Source organism: Alphaproteobacteria bacterium, from assembly GCA_030740435.1.
In the GTDB taxonomy this organism is placed as follows: Bacteria; Pseudomonadota; Alphaproteobacteria; order UBA2966; family UBA2966.
This window is the reverse complement of record JASLXG010000123.1, coordinates 1-17,533: the sequence shown is the minus strand read 5'-3', so window position 1 is coordinate 17,533 and position 17,533 is coordinate 1. Positions and strand designations below refer to the sequence as shown.

19 protein-coding genes and 1 pseudogene are annotated in these 17,533 nt (G+C 66.7%); 3 read left to right on the top strand and 17 right to left on the bottom strand.

Features of this window, described 5'->3' with window-relative positions:
• The 4 genes from QGG75_12995 to cyaY form a co-directional block, all read right to left on the bottom strand.
• Positions 1-515, bottom strand: a 515-nt coding sequence (locus tag QGG75_12995; GenBank protein ID MDP6068147.1) for a glutamate--tRNA ligase family protein, incomplete at its 3' end; no start/stop codon positions are given.
• The gene (locus QGG75_12990; protein ID MDP6068146.1) at positions 512-1,561 is read right to left on the bottom strand and encodes an SMP-30/gluconolactonase/LRE family protein; all 1,050 of its coding nucleotides are present in this window, start codon (positions 1,559-1,561) and stop codon (positions 512-514) included. The genes QGG75_12990 and QGG75_12995, both read right to left, overlap by 4 nt.
• A gap of 15 nt (positions 1,562-1,576) precedes the next feature.
• A complete protein-coding gene (locus tag QGG75_12985; GenBank protein MDP6068145.1) occupies positions 1,577-3,379 on the bottom strand; it encodes an ABC transporter transmembrane domain-containing protein in 1,803 nt (600 codons plus the stop codon).
• A gap of 7 nt (positions 3,380-3,386) precedes the next feature.
• Positions 3,387-3,710, bottom strand: coding sequence for an iron donor protein CyaY (gene cyaY / locus QGG75_12980; protein MDP6068144.1), 324 nt, complete (start codon positions 3,708-3,710; stop codon positions 3,387-3,389).
• A gap of 155 nt (positions 3,711-3,865) precedes the next feature.
• Between cyaY and rpmE the strand changes: the two genes are divergently transcribed.
• Both rpmE and QGG75_12970 read left to right on the top strand, forming a co-directional pair.
• Positions 3,866-4,087 (top strand): 50S ribosomal protein L31, encoded by a 222-nt coding sequence (rpmE, locus tag QGG75_12975; protein MDP6068143.1) that lies wholly within the window; start codon positions 3,866-3,868, stop codon positions 4,085-4,087.
• A 144-nt stretch (positions 4,088-4,231) separates the two neighbouring features.
• On the top strand, positions 4,232-4,708 hold the full coding sequence (locus QGG75_12970; protein ID MDP6068142.1) for an Hsp20 family protein: 477 nt from the start codon (positions 4,232-4,234) through the stop codon (positions 4,706-4,708).
• Positions 4,709-4,947: 239 nt separating this feature from the next.
• Here QGG75_12970 and QGG75_12965 read toward each other — a convergent pair whose 3' ends face one another.
• The 5 genes from QGG75_12965 to QGG75_12945 form a co-directional block, all read right to left on the bottom strand.
• Positions 4,948-5,586 (bottom strand): cyclic nucleotide-binding domain-containing protein, encoded by a 639-nt coding sequence (locus QGG75_12965; protein MDP6068141.1) that lies wholly within the window; start codon positions 5,584-5,586, stop codon positions 4,948-4,950.
• Positions 5,587-5,625: 39 nt separating this feature from the next.
• Positions 5,626-6,414, bottom strand: coding sequence for an alpha/beta hydrolase (locus QGG75_12960; protein MDP6068140.1), 789 nt, complete (start codon positions 6,412-6,414; stop codon positions 5,626-5,628).
• A 10-nt stretch (positions 6,415-6,424) separates the two neighbouring features.
• Positions 6,425-7,720, bottom strand: a complete 1,296-nt coding sequence (locus QGG75_12955; GenBank protein MDP6068139.1) for an O-acetylhomoserine aminocarboxypropyltransferase — start codon at positions 7,718-7,720, stop codon at positions 6,425-6,427.
• 129 nt (positions 7,721-7,849) lie between these two features.
• The gene (locus tag QGG75_12950; GenBank protein MDP6068138.1) at positions 7,850-9,325 is read right to left on the bottom strand and encodes an ABC transporter substrate-binding protein; all 1,476 of its coding nucleotides are present in this window, start codon (positions 9,323-9,325) and stop codon (positions 7,850-7,852) included.
• Positions 9,326-9,343: 18 nt separating this feature from the next.
• A complete protein-coding gene (locus QGG75_12945; GenBank protein ID MDP6068137.1) occupies positions 9,344-10,351 on the bottom strand; it encodes a P1 family peptidase in 1,008 nt (335 codons plus the stop codon).
• 390 nt (positions 10,352-10,741) lie between these two features.
• Between QGG75_12945 and QGG75_12940 the strand changes: the two genes are divergently transcribed.
• On the top strand, positions 10,742-11,503 hold the full coding sequence (locus tag QGG75_12940; protein MDP6068136.1) for an SDR family NAD(P)-dependent oxidoreductase: 762 nt from the start codon (positions 10,742-10,744) through the stop codon (positions 11,501-11,503).
• Here QGG75_12940 and QGG75_12935 read toward each other — a convergent pair.
• From QGG75_12935 to QGG75_12900, 8 genes and pseudogenes are all read right to left on the bottom strand, one after another.
• On the bottom strand, positions 11,500-11,955 hold the full coding sequence (locus QGG75_12935) for a bacteriohemerythrin (GenBank protein MDP6068135.1): 456 nt from the start codon (positions 11,953-11,955) through the stop codon (positions 11,500-11,502). The genes QGG75_12940 and QGG75_12935 overlap by 4 nt on opposite strands.
• A 125-nt stretch (positions 11,956-12,080) precedes the next feature.
• Complete coding sequence (locus tag QGG75_12930) at positions 12,081-12,410, bottom strand: hypothetical protein (protein ID MDP6068134.1); 330 nt, start codon at positions 12,408-12,410, stop codon at positions 12,081-12,083.
• Between the two features lie 80 nt (positions 12,411-12,490).
• The gene (locus tag QGG75_12925; protein ID MDP6068133.1) at positions 12,491-12,736 is read right to left on the bottom strand and encodes a MoaD/ThiS family protein; all 246 of its coding nucleotides are present in this window, start codon (positions 12,734-12,736) and stop codon (positions 12,491-12,493) included.
• 30 nt (positions 12,737-12,766) lie between these two features.
• Positions 12,767-15,037, bottom strand: a complete 2,271-nt coding sequence (locus QGG75_12920; protein ID MDP6068132.1) for a xanthine dehydrogenase family protein molybdopterin-binding subunit — start codon at positions 15,035-15,037, stop codon at positions 12,767-12,769.
• A 2-nt stretch (positions 15,038-15,039) separates the two neighbouring features.
• Complete coding sequence (locus tag QGG75_12915; protein ID MDP6068131.1) at positions 15,040-15,516, bottom strand: (2Fe-2S)-binding protein; 477 nt, start codon at positions 15,514-15,516, stop codon at positions 15,040-15,042.
• A 21-nt stretch (positions 15,517-15,537) separates the two neighbouring features.
• Complete coding sequence (locus QGG75_12910; GenBank protein MDP6068130.1) at positions 15,538-16,392, bottom strand: xanthine dehydrogenase family protein subunit M; 855 nt, start codon at positions 16,390-16,392, stop codon at positions 15,538-15,540.
• 159 nt (positions 16,393-16,551) lie between these two features.
• Positions 16,552-16,854 carry a PilZ domain-containing protein gene (locus tag QGG75_12905; GenBank protein MDP6068129.1) on the bottom strand — a complete coding sequence of 101 codons (303 nt, stop codon included), beginning with the start codon at positions 16,852-16,854 and terminating at the stop codon, positions 16,552-16,554.
• A 184-nt stretch (positions 16,855-17,038) separates the two neighbouring features.
• Positions 17,039-17,308: pseudogene (locus QGG75_12900) on the bottom strand (cupin domain-containing protein).
• Positions 17,309-17,533 lie beyond the last annotated feature (225 nt).

Sequence of the window (17,533 nt, the reverse complement as noted above, 5' to 3'; positions counted from 1 at the left end):
GCCCCATCTGCGAACTCGCCGGCCCGCATGCGGCGGAAAAGTTCGAGGCTTTCGGCCGGCGAACGCTGGCGATGAGGGCTCTCACGGCCGGCTTCGGTGAGGGTGCCGCGATATTCGCGCATCTCCTCGGCCGAAAGGTCGTCGACGTAGGCCAAGCCGGCCTCGATCAGATGCTCGGCCCAGGCGTAAAGCTGCTCGAAATAATCCGATGCGAAATGGGCACCTTCGCCCCAGTCGAAGCCCAGCCAACGCACGTCGGCTTCGATGGCCGTGATGAACTCCTGCTCCTCCTTGACCGGATTGGTGTCGTCGAAGCGCAGGTTGCAGCGTCCGCCGAATTCCTCGGCGACACCGAAGTTGAGGCAGATCGACTTGGCGTGGCCGATGTGCAAATAGCCGTTGGGCTCGGGCGGAAAACGCGTCACCAGGGCCCCGGTGGTGCCATCGGCCAGGTCGGCGCGGATGCGCTCGCGGATGAAATCTCGGGATTCGTTCTGCTCGGGGCTATCGGTCACGTCTGGGCCATGGTGCAATCAAGGATACGGGGGGCGAATACGGAGCCGATCAGGAGCCGCCGACCCAGCCGGGCGGCGACACTGGAGGCCGGCAACAGGCGGCCATCATCAAGGAATACCTCGCTGACTTCGAAGTCGTCGCCACGCGGCACCAGTTTCAGCACCTGCGAGGGCGCCAGCTCGGCCGGGTCCTTGGCGTGGGCCACGAAGGAGAGCAATTTGGGATGGGCCGCGATCCACAGATTGCCGGCGCCATCGACGTCTATGTTGTCGACACCGGTGTCGAGGAATTTTTCGCGGCCGGGCGTCAGACCGCCCTCGCGGGGCTCGCGATCAAAGACGTGCAGCCGCCGTCCGGTGGTGGCGGCGACATAGACCTTCTTGCCGTCGGGGCTGACGTTGATGCCGTTGGCGTAGGCGATGCCACCGGCCACACGTCTGAGCTGGTTGCCGTCGTAATGGACGACGCCGGAGAGCGGCAGCCTGAGATAGTCCTCCAGGGTGCGGTGGAAGCCCCGCTGCGAGCCATGGTCGAGACTGGCGTAAAAGCGGTCGGACGCCACAGGCACAACGTCGTTGACGGATTCAAGCAAATCACCCCTGACCGTACCGGTATGGCGCAATGTATCTCCGGCAATAACGAATATCTCAATCGTATCCCCCTTGGGCCGGTGATTGACTACCATCAAGGTGCCGCCCGCACCATCAGCCAACAAGCCCAGGCCGTGGGGGTGGAAGGGGAACGGCAGCTTGGCAGTCAGATTGCGTGCCGCTGCGCCGGCCTTGAAGTCGTAGCCCCAAATCGCACCTGCTTCGAGGCGTCCGGCAGCCCCCGCGCGGCGGTCCCAGGCCGCGATGAAGGCACGGCCGAGAGCCGCATGGATGACAATGTCCTCGCCGCCGACGATACCGTCGAGCGGCCGGCACTGGCCGGCAAAATGCGGCTCGAGTGATTTGAATTGGCCGGCCACCCAAACCGTGTGCAGGCCGAAGCCGGCAACGGCCAGCACCATCACCACGACGACGATAAGTAACGCCTTCCCCATGCTAGACCTCCGAGCCTATTGCGCCGCCAGCGGACCGCGGTCGAACTGCAGCCCGGCCAGATGGGCGTAAAGGCCGCCCTCGGCCATCAGCTCGTCATGTTTGCCGCTGGCCACGATGCGGCCCTGGTCGAGCACGATGATGCGGTCGGCGCCCTGTACCGTGGCCAGGCGGTGGGCGATGACCAGCGTCGTGCGTCCCGCCATCAAGGGCTCCAGCGCCTTTTGCACGACGCGCTCGCTTTCGGCATCGAGAGCACTGGTGGCTTCGTCGAGCAGCAGCACGGCAGGATTGCGCAAGATCGCACGGGCGATGGCGATGCGCTGGCGTTGGCCACCGGAAAGCGTGGCACCGCGTTCTCCGAGATAGCTGTTGAAGCCCTCGGGCAAACGTTCGACGAACTCGCTGGCCGCTGCCGCCTCGGCCGCCGCCCGCACCTCGTCGTCGCTGGCCTCGGGCCGGCCGTAGCGGATGTTCTCCCAGACGTCGGCACCGAACACCACCGGATCCTGCGACACCAGTCCGATGCGCGACCGTACGTCGCCGGGCCGGGCGCTGGTCAGCTCGACACCGTCCAGGCGCACGCTGCCGTTTTCGGGATCGTAAAAGCGCAGCAGAAGCTGAAAGACCGTGGTCTTGCCTGCCCCCGAGGGGCCAACCAGCGCGATGCGTTCGCCGGGCTCGACCTCGAGCGAGAATTCGGAAAGCGCCGAAACCCCCGGCCGGCTTGGATATTGGAACGTTACGTTTGCAAAACTGATCGCCCCGCGAGCGGGCTCCGGCAAGGCTTCGGGGGCTGCAGGGGCAACGATCGTGGGCTTGGTTTCAAGCAGTTCGAGCAGCCGTTCGGTGGCCCCGGCGGCTCGCTGCAGATCGCCGTAGATCTCAGCCAGGGCACCTACCGCGCCGGCCACCATGATAGCGTAGAAGACGAAGGCGGCGAGTTCGCCGCCAGTCATGTCGCCGGCCCCGACGTCGCGGGCACCGACCCAAAGCACGGCATCGACGGCGCCGAAGACCAGCAGGATAACCAGCGCCGTCAGCCAGCCGCGCACGGTGATGCGACCGATAGCGGTGCGAAAGGCTTCTTCGACTATGCTGCCGAAACGGCGGCGTTCGATGGCCTCGTGGTTGAAGGCCTGGACGGTGCGCACGGCATCGATGGATTCGCCGGCATACGCGCCCACCGCCGCCACCTTGTCCTGGCTGGCCCGCGACAGCCGCCGCACGCGCCGCCCGAAGACGATCAGCGGCAGCACCACCACGGGCACGATAACGGCCATCAGGCCGGCCAGCTTGGGGCTGGTGATGATCAGCAGCACCGTGCCGCCGATGAAGATCAGCACGTTGCGCAAGGCCATCGAGACGCTGGAACCGATGACCGTCTCGATCAACGTGATGTCGGTGGTCAGGCGCGACAGGATCTCGCCGGTTTTGGTCACCTCGAAGAATTCCGGGCTGAGGCCGATGACGTGCTGGTAGACCTCGCTCCGCACGTCGGCCGCCACCCGCTCGCCGATCCAGGAGACGAAATAGAAGCGCCCGAAGGTGGCCGCCGCAAGCAACGCCACGATGCCGAAAAGCGCCAGGAAATAGAAATCGAGCAGCGGGTCGTCGGCGTTGAAGCCAAGATCGACGACGCGCCTGAGCGCTTGGCCGATGGCCAACACGGAGCCGGCGGCGAAAATAAGGGCGACCAGCGCCGCCGCCACGCGCCAGCCATAGGGCCGGACGAAACGGACCATGCCCCTGAGGGCTGCGACATTGCTGCGCGGGCGCTCGTCGCTGTCGGCTGTTGGGCTCTGGTCGCGCTGGCTCATGCCGACCTCAGGAAAGTCCGCTGATGAAGCCAGCCGGCGCCAGATCGGCAGCCAGGCGATCCTCGAGGCGGCCTTCACCGCGGGTGCCTTGCCACCTGCCGTCGGCGTCGCGGGCGTAATGGCTGGCGCCCGACACCGGCGACGATAGCCAGAGCTGACGCAATGGCGCGTGGCGATTGACGATGAAGGTGCCGAGGCCCTCGACCTCGACGCTCAGCACACCCCCTTCGAGGTCGGCCTCGATCTCTTCGGGGGCCTCGTCGAGGCGTTCCGCCAGGCTGTCCAAGGTGGCGGCCGCGGCGCTTTCGAACTCGCTTTCGTCGCTTGGCATCGAGGGTTTTTCCGCGCTCAGTGGTCGAGCCTCCGAATAGCACGCCGGCCGCGGGCCAACAAGAGTGGCCGATTGCCACCACAGCTGCCCAAAGTCTGCTTGCCCCGGAGCGCTAGCCGCGCTATATACCGCCCCGCCCAGTGCGGAGCGAGACCATGAAGAAAGACATCCACCCCGAGTACCACACCATCAAGGTGGTGCTTACCGACGGCAGCGAGTTCGAGACCCGGTCGACCTGGGGCTCGGAAGGCGACACGCTCAAACTCGACATCGACCCCAAGTCGCACCCGGCCTGGACCGGCGGCGCCGGCAAGCTGGTCGACACCGGCGGCCAGGTGGCCAAGTTCAACCGCCGCTTCGAGGGTTTCCTTAAATAAGGCGACCCACCGGGCCTCTTGAAGTGGCCCCAATCCGTTCCCAAATATTGTTCGTCGCCGGGTGCCTTTGAGGGCTCGGACGACCGTTTGCCCGGCCATGGTGGCGGGCATGACGTCCCATCGCTTCTTTAGGAGGATAGGACCATGCGGACCTATGATCTCACCCCATTGCTACGTGCTTCCGTCGGTTTCGACCGCTTCGACCGCCTGTTCGATTCGCTCGGCAGGCAGGACGCCCAAGCGCCCTCGTATCCGCCCTACAACATCGAAAAGCTCACGCCAAACGGTGAGGGCGAGGGCCCAGACCGCTACAGCATCACCATGGCGGTAGCCGGCTTCGGCGAAGCCGATATCGACGTCACCCAGCACGAGAACCGGCTGGTCATAACCGGCCAGGCCCCAAAAGCGGCAGAAAAGGACGAAGCCAGCAGCTTCCTCCACCGCGGCATTGCCCGCCGCGCCTTCGAGCGCCGCTTCGAGCTGGCCGACTACATCAGCGTGGTCGAGGCCCGGCTCGACAACGGGCTCTTGCACGTCGAACTCGAACGCGAAGTGCCCGAGGAGAAAAAGCCCCGGCGCATCGCCATCGGCCACCAGGCCATCACCAAAAAGGCGGCCTAGCTGCCTCAGGCGGGCATTTTGTAGACCCTCACCGGGCGGGCGCATCCGCGCCCTTGGCCTCCCTCCCTTGGGGGGCGGCTTGGCGCCGATACCAAGTGTGTTGTTTTCTGCTTGGTCTTGGTGCAACGGGAGCAACGCGACCCGCCGCCCCTGCGGCGCCCCCGCGGAGGCTGCGGACCGCAGGTCCGTTGCCGTGAGCGACAAAAACCTAGGGCGGGTCTCAGCACCTGAGATCCGCCCTATGTCAACAACGCCTGAGCGCGGGCGTCGGCGTCGCGCCAATTCTTCAGCAGGCGCTGTACGACGACCCGGACGAGAAACATGCCGAAACGCGGGTTCTGATAGAAAAGCTGGACCATGGCGTCGTTCGACAGCGTGAACAGCTCGCACTCGGTTTCACAGACAGCGGTACAGGTACGGCGGTTGTCGGGCGTGAAGGCGGCGATCTCGCCCAGCACGTCGCCCGGCCCGCAGTGCACGTCGATCTCCTCGAGCACGATGGAGCCGGAGTGAATGACGATCATGCGGTCCGGCGCATCATCTTTGCGGAACAGCACGGTGCCGGCCTCCTCGCGGACACGCTGCATGAAGGGCAGCAGCGGCTCGAGCGAGTTGTCCTGGCCGGCGGAGTCGCGGATGTCCCGAACCAGACGCATCATCTGGTAGAGCCGGTAGCCATTCAGCGGTAACAGCACGGCGTGCAGCACCAGCGTCGGGTAGCTGCCCGCCAGCAGGCCGAAGCCAATGAAACCCAGATTTCCGATTACCGCGCCGACGCGCAACGGGATCATGGTTTTCTGGTAGATGCCCCAGAGCGTGATGCCACCGCCGAAATAGCCGATCAGATCGACATAGGATACGGATTCCAGGAACGACATCGGATTTCCCTCCCTCGCCCGACGTAGTTGGCAATGCCGCTAAACGATCTCCCGCAGGTGGTCGAGTACGGCGTCGGGCTGTTCGACAGACATAATGTGGCCACAGCGCGGCAGCACCACGGTCTCAACGCCTGTTATGGCCTCGGCCAACGGCCGGGCCGCCTTGGCCGGTGTCATGCGGTCGCTGTCGCCCAGCAGCAGCATGGCCGGGCAAGTCACCTTGGCCGCCGCCGCCAAGCCGTCCCGGTAGTCGTTGCAGGCCTTGAGGTCGGTGTGCAGCACGCCCGGTTGCGAGCGTTCCAGCAGCCTCAGCCCATTGCCGGTCATCCACAGGCCGGGCACTTTGTGGCGGCCAATCTGGGCCGCTTCGCCGTGGGCCCAGATGGTGATCATGTCGAAGGCCGCCGGGTCGTTGGCCAGGGCCGCCGCCAACAGGCCGTCGCTCACCGCCATGGGGATGCTGGTGCCCAGCAGTGCGATGGCCCAGATCCGTTCCGGCACCCGCGCCGCCGCTTCCAGCGCCACCATAGAGCCCATGCTGTGGCCCACCACGGCGGCCTTCTCGATGCCCGCCGCGTCCAACAGTGTCATCAGCCAATCGGCCAGACCGCCGATGGTGTCGATGGCCGGACCCTCCGAGCGGCCGTGGCCGGGCAGATCGATGGCCAGCACGTTGCGCCCGTGGTGGGCGAAATAACGCGTCTGCAGCACCCAGGCGGTGTGGTCGGCGCCAGCGCCATGGATGAAGACCACGGAGGGTTGGCCAGGATCGGGCTCGCGTCCGCCACTGCCATAGAAGACCGTTTTGCCGTCGACCTGTAGTTCCATATTTTGGTTCCTAAGACTTCTGCGAGGCTCTAAGGGCCCGGCCCAGGTCGTCGATGAGGTCGTCGGGATCCTCCAGCCCGATCGAGAGCCGCACCAGTTCCTCGCCGATACCGGCCGCCTCGAGCGCCGCCGCGTCCATCTGCTGGTGGGTGGTGCTGCCGGGATGGATGACCAGTGACTTGGCGTCGCCGACGTTGGCCAAGTGGGAAAACAGCCGCACCGCCTCGATGAAGCGCCGGCCGGCCGCACGCCCGCCGCGGATGCCGAAGCTGAAGATCGAGCCGGCACCGCGCGGCAGCACCTTCTTGGCCAACTCGTAATCGGGGTGTTCGGGCAGTTCGGGATAGGCCACCCAATCGACGGCCTCGGCAGCCTTTAGGAAGGCTACTATTTTTCGTGTGTTGGCAACGTGCTTTTCCATGCGCAAGGGCAGCGTCTCGACGCCTTGCAGCAAATAAAACGCCGTGGCCGGGGCCATGCAGGCGCCGAAATCCCTGAGCCCCTCGGCCCGGGCCCGCATGATGAAGGCCTGGGGTCCGAACTCCTCGGCGAAGTCGAGGCCGTGATAGCCGGCATAAGGCTCGGTCAGCGTCGGAAAGAGGCCCGAGGCCTCCCAGTCGAAGCGGCCGCCGTCGATGATGGCACCGCCGATGGCGACGCCGTGGCCGCCCAGGAACTTGGTCACCGAATGCATCACCAGGTCGGCGCCCAAGTCGATGGGCCGACAGAGATAGGGCGTGGCGAAGGTGCTATCGACCACCAGCGGGATGCCGTGCTCGTGCCCCACGGCCGAGACCCGGGCGATGTCCATGACCTCGAGCCCCGGGTTGCCCAGGGTCTCGCCGAACAGCATGCGCGTATTGGGCCGGATGGCCTGGCGGAAAGCCTCCGGATCGCGCGGGTCGACGAACGTGGTCTCGATGCCGAAGCGCGGCAGCGTATGGGTAAACAGGTTATGCGAGCCGCCGTAGATCGAGGCCGAGGAGACGATGTGGCTGCCGGCGTCCATCAGGGTCAGGACGGCCAAGGTGAGCGCCGCCTGGCCGCTGGCCGTACAGACCGTGCCGACACCGCCCTCGAGCCCGGCCAGGCGTTCCTCCAGCACCGCCGTGGTGGGATTCGAGATGCGCGAATAGATGTGCCCGGCGCGCTCGAGATTAAACAGCGCCGCGGCATGGTCGACGTCGTCAAAGACGAACGAGGTGCTCTGGTAGATCGGCACCGCGCGGGCCCCGGTGGTCGGGTCGGGGTGTTGGCCCCCGTGCAGGCTGAGGGTGCCGAAACGCAGGTATTGCGGTTCCGCCATGACGTCCTCCCGTGATCTCAATATCTGGAAACCGCCAGCCTACACGCGCGCCTAATGGGCGTCCACATGCGGCAAGAAAGAGCCCGCCCGGTTTCCCGGGCGGGCTTACTATAGGGCCCCCGTGGGGCCCTATTGCCAGGAGACGTTGGCCAGGTCGTTGACGAACATCGGCGAGTTCTGCCAGATGCCCTTGAGGCCCTTGCGGAACACCGCCGTCTTGGCGAGCTGGAAGAGGAAGCCGTTGACGGCGTCCTCGGAAAGCTTGCGTTGGGCCTTTCTCAGCCACTCGTAACGCTGCTGCACGTCGACGGTGGTGTCGGCCTTCTCGATGATGGCGTTGAACTCGGGGCTCTCGTACTGGAAGTAGTAGCTCTTGCGGGCGTAGATGTTGATGTCGTTGGGCTCGACGTGGCTGACGATCGAAAGCCCGTAGTTGCGTTTCTTGTAGACCACGTCCAGCCACTGGGCCCACTCGACCTGCTCGATCTTGGCCGTGATGCCGACCTTGGCCAGCTGAGCCGCGATGATCTCGCCGCCACGACGCGCATAGGTCGGCGGCGGCAGCTTGAGCGAAACCTCGAAGCCGTTGGGGTGCCCGGCCTCGGCCAGCAGTGCCTTGGCCTTGGCCGGGTCGTGGGGATAGGCGCCGGTGAGATCGACATAGGCCGGATGATGCGGCGCAAAATGGCTGCCGATGGGCGTGCCGTAGCCGAACATGGCGCCGTCGACGATGGCCTGGCGGTCAAGCGCGTGGGCGATGGCCCGGCGCACCCGCACGTCCTTGAGGATGGGGTGCTTGTTGTTGGTACTCAGGATGGTCTCGCCCTCGGTGGTGCCTTCGAGCACCACGAAGCGGGCATCGCCCTTGAACTGGGACAGACTTTCGGGCGAGCCGAAGTAGGGGAAGACATCGACGTCGCCGGCCTTCATGGCCGCCACCTGGGCCGAGGGATCGCCGACGAACTTGAAGGTCACGCGCTTCAGTTTGATGGCGCCCGAGTCGCGGTAGGTGTCGGCTTTCTCCAGCACCACACGATCGCCCTTGGTCCATTTGCTGAACTTGAAGGGCCCGGTGCCGACGGGATGGGTCTTGTTCTGGTCAGCCGTCTCGGGGGCCACGATGATAGCCGTCGATTCGCCCATCTGGAAGAGCAACAGCGGGTTGGTTTTTTCCAGCGTGATGACCAGGGTGGCCGGGTCCGAGGCATTGATGGCCTTCATGTTGGTGAAGCGCTTCTTGCGCTTGTTGGTGCTCTTTTCGCCGGCGTTGCGCTCGAAGGTGAACTTGACGTCGGAGCTGTCGAAGGCACTGCCGTCGTGGAACTTGACGCCCGTGCGCAGCTTGAAGGTAAAGGTTTTGAGGTCGTCCGAGATGGTCCAACTGGTGGCCAGGCCGGGGCCCACCTCGCCGCGCGCGTTGATGCGCGTCAGGCCCTCGTAGATGTTATAGAGCGTGATCTGGCTGATGGCCGCCGCCGCGCCGGCGGTGGGATCGAGGCCGGGCGGCTCGAGCCGCATGCCGAGCACCAGCGTGTCCTTGGCCGCATGGGCCGTGAGCGGCATGACCAATGCCAGGCCAAGTGCCGCCGCGAGTAATTTCTTCATGGATCCCTCCCGTCTTTTTTAGGCGCCGGCGGAAGCACCGGCATAGCGCGTTCTATAGCTCTCAATATCGCCCAAAGCGTCGGCCAAATAAACCCCACGGGCGATGGCCCGGGCGACGCAGTCGGCGGCCAGGCCGCCGATCCGCGCCAGGCCCAGCGCCGCCGGCTGGGGCAGATCGATGCTGCCGGTGGCCAAGACGAATATGCTGTCGCCATCGAAAGGCGTGTGAACCGGCCGGATGGCGCGGGCCAGGCCGTCCTGGGCCATGATGGCCAGGCGCCCGGCCTGGGCCTTGTCGAGGCGCGCATTGGTGGCCACCACGCCGATGGTGGTGTTGGCGCCCAAGGCGCTGACGAAATCGTGTTCGGCGCTAAGCTCGGCCGCGGCCGGGGGCTGCTGGCCGCCAAGCTCGCCGTCGCGCTCGAAGGGCCAGGCCCAGAAGCTCGATGAACCCGGGATGACCGCCGAGCCGGCCGGGTTGGCGGCCACGATGGCGCCCATCTGCAGGCCATCCTCGGTGACGGCCGAGACCGAGCCCAGGCCACCCTTCAGGTCCGCCGCCGTGGCGCCCAGGCCGGCCCCGGCGTTGCCCAGCGCGAAATCGACCCCGGCCGCTTCGCAGGCGGCGCGCCCGAGCTCGCGGTAGGGCGGGGTCTGCCAGCCGATGTCGCCGCCGTTGAGCAAATCGAAGAGGATCGCCGCCGGCACGATGGGCACCCGTACCGGCCCGACAGGAAATCCGCGGCCCTGGGCGCGCAGCCAGTCGCTGGCCCCCGAGGCGGCATCGAGGCCGAAGGCCGAGCCGCCCGACAGCACCACGGCATCGACCACGTCGACGCTGCAGCTCGGGTCCATCAGGTTGGTCTCGCGCGTACCCGGCCCACCGCCGCGCACGTCGACACCCGCCACCGCCGGTTCGTTGGGCAGCACAACCGTGGTGCCGGAACGCGCGCCCACGTCCTCGGCGTTGCCCACGGCGATGCCGTCGACGTCGGTGATCAGGTTGCGCGGGCCGGGCTGGATCATGGCGGGACGGAGATCACGGTAGTCCCCGGCAGCCGGTCGGTCAACGCGACAGCGGTTGGTGGACCGGACGCCATGGATTGGCATTGGCGCGGGTTCCGGCACCTGAGGCCCGATGGTATGCCTTGCCCTCGTACCCTGCCGCTGCTTCCGGCTCCGGGCACGGCTGCCTGGCCGACTGCCGCCGCCGATCCCCGAGGCAGGATTTCAGACCGCCGCCTTTGTTGCCGGTCGGAAATCGAATTCAGCGCTGAACTCGATTTGAAACTCGAATTGAATCAAAGCCTTGGCTTTTTTCTTGTCGACCGATTGCCGTGCCGCGGCGCGGCGGCGCTGGCGGCGGCGGGCCGGCCGCCCTATTCTGCCCGGTGAAACATAATCGGGAGCAGCTATATGGATCTCGGATTGCAGGGCAAGAAGGCCCTGGTCACCGGCGCAAGCCGGGGCATCGGGCGGGCCATCGCCGAGGGGCTGGCCGGCGAAGGCGCCGACATCGCCATCTGCGCCCGCAACGATGGGCCGCTGCAGGAAGTCGTGGCCGAGCTCGCCGGCCAAGGCGTCACGGCCATCGGCAGCGCCGTCGACGTGGCCGACGGGCCGGCCCTGAAAGCCTGGATCGAAAGTGCCGCGGGCGAGCTGGGCGGCCTCGACGTGGTGGTGGCCAACGTCAGCGCGATGGGCGCGGCAGCCGGCGAGGAAGCCTGGCGCGCGAACTTCGAGATCGACCTTTTGGGCACGGTGCGCACCGTCGAGGCGGCGCTGCCATTTTTGGAGGAATCCGAAAGCGCCGCCATCGTTGCCATCTCGAGCATCGCCGGCATCGAGTACTTCGGCGGCGTGCGGGCCTACAACGCCCTCAAGGCCGGCCTCATCAACTATGCCGCCAGCCAGGCATCGGCCCTGGCCGAGAGCGGCATCCGCGTCAACACGGTGTCGCCGGGCACCATCTATTTCGAGGGCGGGGTGTGGCACCAGCGCGAGCTCAACGAACCGGATATCCACGCCGCGGCACTGGCCATGAACCCCATGGGCCGCATGGGCAGCCCCCAGGAAGTGGCCGCCGCCGCCGTCTTCCTGGCCAGCCCGGCCGCCAGTTACATCTCCGGCACCAACCTCAAGGTCGACGGCGCCCTGACCCGGGGCGTGCAGTTCTAGGATTGGCCGGCGAAATCCGCGAATTTGCGGTCTTCAACGAGAATGTGCTTGGTCAGCCAGCTTTGCAGAAAGCTCAGGAAGCTCGTGAAGTCGAAAATCCGCGCCGCCACCTGGTAGCTCATCTCGGTCGCCGCGACAGCGCGGCGCAGGCGCGCGTGCATTTCCCTGTGGCGGGCGAGATCGGGATAGCGGGCCAGCGCCATGATCTTTTCCTCGCGATCGAAGTGCTGGCGGACGTAATCCAACAACTCTTCCAGCGTGGCCTTGACGACGCGCGGCGCCTGGCCGCCATGGACGGCGGCATGGAATTGATTGATCAGCTCGAACAGCCGGTGGTGGTCGTTATCGATGGCTTCGTTGCCGACACGGTACTTCTCGGACCAGGGCAGGAACGGCGCCACCGCGTCCCGCGCAGCGCCCGCGACCGGTTTCCTTTTCGAAAGCCCGAGCATGCCCGCCTTGTCCCCCGTGAGGCGCGATCTCTTGACCGGACCGCCACCACCGCCAGCTTAGCCGGCCCCGAGGCAACAGGCAAATCGTCGCTGCCAAAGGGGCTAATCCTCGGCCGCCGATGGGGTTATTTTTTTCCGAATAGCATGCCCAACAGCGAAGTCGGCTGGGTCACACCGGTCTCCGGGGCGTCTTCCAGCTCGAGGATCTCGTCGGCCTTGGTGCCGGCGGCCGCGGTGACCAGTTTCTGCCATTTGCTGGCGCCGAATTTGGGCGCCTCGCCGCGCCGGATCTGGGCGCGAAACTCGTCGAGCTCCTGGCGCTGGGTGTAGCGCTCGCTGAGGCCCAGCGCGTAGGCCACCTCGTGCATGTTCTTGAGGCTGTGCTCGCAACGTCCGCAGGGCGCGAAAACATTGTCCTTCTCGTCACCGCAGCTCATGCAAATACAGTAGGGCATGGTAATTCCGGGAACCAAGTCTAAGCTGCGCCGAGGCCGCCGCCGGCCCTGGCAAAAAGTCGCAAATTACCTGCCGCCGGTCAACCGCCGGCGATCTGCGGCAAAATGTGGACCTCGCTGTCCGGCGCCAGGGGTTGGAACCAGTCGTCCTGATAGATCTGGCCGTCCACCGCCACCGCCAGACCCTGCTCCAGGTGCGGCGCCAGGTCGGGAAAGCGCCGGCCCAGACGGCGCAAGAGCTGGCGGATGCTCTCGGCCTCCAACTCCAGCTCGCTTTCGCCCCCGGTGTAGAGGGCGAAGTTGGCCGTCAGCACCACCCGGGCCATGGCATTCCCCGCGCCCCCCGCCCGGCGCCCTCAGCCCGCCTCCTCGATGGCCTTCAGCACCCGCGGCGGCGACATCGGGATCTGGCTGAGCCGGATGCCCAAGGCGCCCGACACCGCATTGGCCACGGCGGCGATGCCGGGAATGATCGGCGTTTCGCCGACCCCGCGCACGCCGTAGGGATGGCTCGGGTTGGGCACCTCGATGATGACGGTGTCGATCATCGGCAGGTCCGAGGCCACCGGGATGCGGTAATCGAGAAAGCCCGGGTTCTGCAGCCGGCCGTCCTCGCCGTAGACGTATTCCTCATTCAGCGCCCAGCCGATGCACTGGGCCGCACCGCCCTGGTACTGGCCCTCGACGTAGGCCGGGTGAATGGCCTTGCCGGCGTCTTGAATCACGGTATGGCGCAGCACCGTGATGCCGCCGGTTTCCGGATCCACCTCGACGTCGACGATCTGGGTGCCCAGGCTGGGCCCCGCGCCCTGGGCGTTGATCTCGGCGTGGCCGGCGATGGGACCGCCGGTGGCGCCGGCCTGCTTGGCCAGCTCGGCGATGCTCAGCGGCTCGAACTCGCCGGCGTTGCTGCCGGCCGGTTTGGCCGAGCCCTGCTCCCAGACCACGGCGTCTACGTCGATCTCCCAGATCTTGGCGGCCCGGCGGCGCAGCTCCTCGATTACCGTGCGGGCCGCCTCGACGGTAGCCATGCCGGTGGAGAAGGTGGTGCGGCTGCCGGCCGAGAGGAAGTTGAAACCGAGCGAGCCGGTGTCGCCGATCATGGTCTGGATGTCAGCCATATCGACGCCCAGCTCCTCGGCCGCCATCATGGCCATGGAGGCCCGCGAGCCGCCGATGTCGGGAGTGCCGACCAGCAAATTCAGCGTGCCGTCCTCGTTCAGGTTGAGCGAGACGCAGGTCTCGCCGCCGATGTTGAACCAAAAGCCCGAGGCCACGCCGCGGCCCTGGTTGGGCCCCAAGGGCGCCTGGTAATGGGCGTGGGCCTTGGCCGCCTCCAGTGATTCGATCATGCCGATGGGCCCGAACTTGGGGCCGTAGGCCGCCTTTGTGCCTTCCTTGGCGGCGTTCTTGAGCCGGAAATCAACGGGATCGAGGCCCAGCCTGGCGGCCATCTCGTCGAGTACGCACTCCACGGCATAGACCGAAATCGGCGCCCCCGGGGCCCGGTAGGCGGAGATCTTGGGCCGGTTCGAGACCACGTCCCAGCCCACCACGTTGACCGCCTCGAGGGCGTAGGGCGCGAAGGCACACATGGCGGCGGGCTGCACCGAGGAGCCCGGGAAAGCGCCGGCCTGGTAGAAAAGCTCGGCCTCGGCGGCCGTGATGGTGCCGTCCTTGGCGGCCCCCAGCTTGATCCGCACGTGGGCCCCCGAGGTCGGGCCGCTGGCCCGGAACACCTCGTCGCGGCTCATCACCAGCTTGACCGGCCGGCAGGCCTTGCGCGAGAGCGCCAGCGCCACGGGCTCGATGTAGACCACGGTCTTGCCGCCGAAGCCGCCGCCGATCTCCGACGCCGTGACGCGGAGCCGCGAGACATCCATGCCCAAGAGCCGGGCACAGTGCGCCCGCACCAGGTATTGGCCCTGGGTGGAGCAGAAGAGCTCGGCCTGGCCGTCCTCGCTGACGTCGGCCAGGCAGGCGTGGGGCTCGATGTAGCCCTGGTGCACGGGCTGGGTGTCGAACTCGCGCTCGATAACCTCGGCGGCGGCTTCGAAGCCGGCTGCCATATCGCCAAAGCCGATCTCGATGCGCTTGGCCACGTTGGAAGCCTTGTCGGGCACCGGCTCGACGCCTTCGGTGAAGATGTCGTCATGCAGCAGCGGCGCGTCGGGCTTCATGGCCGCCATGACGTCGATGACGTGGGGCAGCACCTCGTAATCGACCTCGATCAGCTTCAGCGCCCGCCTGGCGACCGAGGCGCTGGTGGCGGCCACGGCGGCCACGGCATGGCCGTCGTAGAGCACCTTTTCGCGGGCCATGACGTTGCGCACCATGTCGCGGTAATTGACCATCATCTCGCCCGCCGGCACCATCTCGGAAGGCATGTCCTGGAAGTCGTCGCGGCTCACCACGGCCTTGACGCCGGGCACCGCCTCGGCCTTCGAGATGTCGATCGACTTGATCTTGGCGTGGGCATGGGGGCTGCGCAACACAGCGCCCACCAACATGTTGGGCAGCGCCGTGTCGGCGCCGAATTTGGCCCGTCCCGTGACCTTGTCGACGCCGTCGGGCCGGGGCGGCCGCGTGCCGATCCATTTGTACTCGCCGTGGGCTGCGTCGTTCATGGCTAGGCCCCCCGCATTTCGGCGGCCGCGTCGAGCACGGCGCGAATGATCTTGTCGTAGCCGGTGCAACGGCAGAGGTTGCCGGCCAGCCAGTAGCGCACCTCGGTCTCGCTGGGATCGGGATTCTTCTCCAACAGCGACTTGGCCGCCACCAGCACGCCTGGCGTACAAACGCCGCACTGCAGCGCCGCATGGTCGAGGAACTTCTGTTGCAAGGGATGCAGCTGGTCACCGTCGGCCATGCCCTCGATGGTCTCGACGCTGCGGCCCTCGGCCTCGACGCCCAGCACCAGGCAGGAACAGACCAGGCGGCCGTCGAGCGTGATCGAGCAGGCACCGCAGTCGCCGGTGGCGCAGCCTTCCTTGCTGCCAGTGAGATAGAGCTCGTCCCTGAGCACGTCCAGCAGCGTCTGCTCGGGCTCGCAGAGAAACTCGACGGCGTCGCCGTTGATGGTGGTGGTAACGTGATATTTGGCCATTCTGTTGTGCTCCCGACTCGCCTACTGCTGAGCCCGCTGACGGGCCGTCCGGGCCGCCCGGCAGGCCATAACCCCGGCCACCTTGATGCGGTATTCCTTGCTGCCACGCTTGTCGTCGATGGGCCGGCAGGCGGCGCTGGCGGCCGCCGCCAGGGCCGCCATGGCGGCCTCGTCGAGGTTTGATCCGACCAGCGCTTCGGCCGCCGCGGGCACCAGCAAGGCGGTTTCGGCCACCGCCCCCAGCGCCACCCGGGCGGCGGCGCAGCTGTCGCTGTCCATGGTCAGGCAGACGCCGGCACCGACGATGGCGATATCCATCTCGGTGCGCGGGATCATGCGCAAGTAGGCGTCGCCCGTGCCTGCCGGCGCCTTGGGCAGCAGCAGCGAGACCACAATCTCGCCCTGCTCGAGGGCCGTCTGGCCGGGGCCGGTGGCCAGCTCCTCGACCGCCAGCTCGCGCCGGCCCTTGGGTCCGGCGATGCTGGCGCGGGCGCCGGCGGCGATCATCGCCGGCACACTGTCGGCAGCCGGTGAGGCGTTGCAAAGGTTGCCGCCGACGGTGGCCCGGCCCTGGACCTGGGTCGAGCCGATCAGCTCGATGGCCTCAGAGACGCCGGGCCAAGCGCTTTTCAGGGCGGCGTGCTCGCCGACCTCGGCGCCCGTGACGGCGGCGCCCAGGCGCCAGCCCTCGGCTTCCTCATTGATGCCGCGCATTTCGTCGATTTTCTTGATGTCGACCACCAGGCCGGGCTCTATCAGGCCGGAACGCAGCTGCACCAAAAGGTCGGTGCCGCCGGCCAACACCCGGGCCTGGCCGTCGGCGGCGGCCAACAAGGCCACTGCCTGATCCAGCGAGTCCGGAGCTTCGTAACGCATATCGCCCATGATTTTCCCTACTTCTTCTTGCTGTCTATGGTCGCTTGGCCCCACTGGGGCCGACTTTGTATTGCTCGTCTGCCGGGCCGCCCAGGACCATGGTGCAGACGGCGCCGGGAATCAAGCCATGCCCTGTTCCCGATCGCCGCCCAGGTGCCGTTATTTGGAGCGGTAAGTCGCGACGGCCAGCAAAATCTCACCGATCTCTTCGCGATCACCCTTGAACTGCAGGCCGTGGAACTTGGCCTGGCGCCAAACCACCCGGCCGTCAATGCCGCCGAAACCGGCTAAGGTGAGCTTGATCTCGGCTTGCTTGTCGAGTTCCTCCTGGGCCTCGATCTTGGCCCCACCCAGCGAGATGTTGAGCACCTGGCACGAAACCTCGCCCCCGGCCCAGGTAATCTTGGCCGGGAGCGATACCTCCTGGCGCTCATCCTTGCGCTTTTCCCTGCCCTTGGACATGGCTGGTTCCCTGTTGCCGCCCCGGTTGCGAGATTTGCCCAACCCCCGAGCCCTGCCAAACCCGGCGAAAAAAGCGCCCCGCTCCAAGGCGGGGCAAGTCATGTCGATGAACACCAATGCGGTATCATGCGCCTTGACGGCGCCAAGCCAACCTACACCCGATGGCGCTGCCAAGGGAAGCGCTTCAGGATGCCGTCTTGCGGCCCGGCTGCCAGCCCGGTGGGGCCATTTCGAAGGCGGCGAATTCGAAAGCCGGCGCCACGGTGCAGCCCACCAGCGTCCAGGCTCCCAGGCTTCGGGCCGCCTGCCAACAACCCAACGGCACCAGGATCTGGGGTCGCTGGCCGGCCGCCACCTCGGATCCCAGCAAGTGCTCGTCGACGCTACCGCCGTCGGCACTGAGGCGAAGCTCGAGGACGGCACCGGCGTAGTAATGCCAGATCTCGTCGGCATCGTTACCCCGCATTTCTCACCGGGTCACGGCCTGCGTCGCCCCCAGGTGATGCGATCCGGAAGGAAAAGACCGACGAGCGTAGTGGTACTACGCGCTTCGGTCTTTTCCGTAGCGGGCGCGCAGCTGGGGGCGACCCTTCGGGCGCCGCTGTAGCGGGGCCCAGGGGGGTTTGGCGGGGTGTGCCGGGTGGACCCGAGAACCGGCGGGCCGGGCAGACCAGTGAGC